Below are 470 nucleotides of genomic sequence, written 5' to 3' on the forward strand. Positions count from 1 at the left end.
AAATATGGTTTTGGAACATTATTAAACGGTTTTTTAAAAGTAATTAATCCAGATGAGTATTTGGATATTTTAGAAAGGTGTTATATAAGGTACGAGCAAGCAATTCCTATTTTCACCACCTCAATGGGTGATATTATAGTGTGGGAAAAAGATAAATATGTTAACTTGCTGAACTTTAGGAAAGGATTCGTTCACGTTGTTTCATCGGGCTTTGATTTCTTTCTTGATGATTTAAAGGATAATGATTTTATGAATGATGAATTAATGTGGGCACCATATCCTGAAGCTTGTAGTAAATATGGTAGACCTGATTATGACGAATGTTTCGGATACACTCCCTTACTAGGTCTAGGTGGATCTGAAAAAGTGGAAAATCTAAAAAAGGTAAAAATAAGAGAACATATTCTTATTATTACAGAATTTATGGGGCCGGTTGAATAGAGTTAATTTCAAGATAAGCACTTGTATGC

1 protein-coding gene is annotated in these 470 nt (G+C 32.3%); it reads left to right on the forward strand.

Annotated features, from left to right (window positions below; all coding sequences use genetic code 11):
* Positions 1-441 (forward strand): T6SS immunity protein Tdi1 domain-containing protein (locus RVS70_RS22265; RefSeq protein ID WP_321134891.1); only part of this gene is annotated, 441 nt, incomplete at its 5' end.
* Positions 442-470: the final 29 nt, after the last annotated feature.

Source organism: Virgibacillus sp. M23, from assembly GCF_034190895.1.
Classification (GTDB): domain Bacteria; phylum Bacillota; class Bacilli; order Bacillales; family Amphibacillaceae; genus Virgibacillus; species Virgibacillus salarius.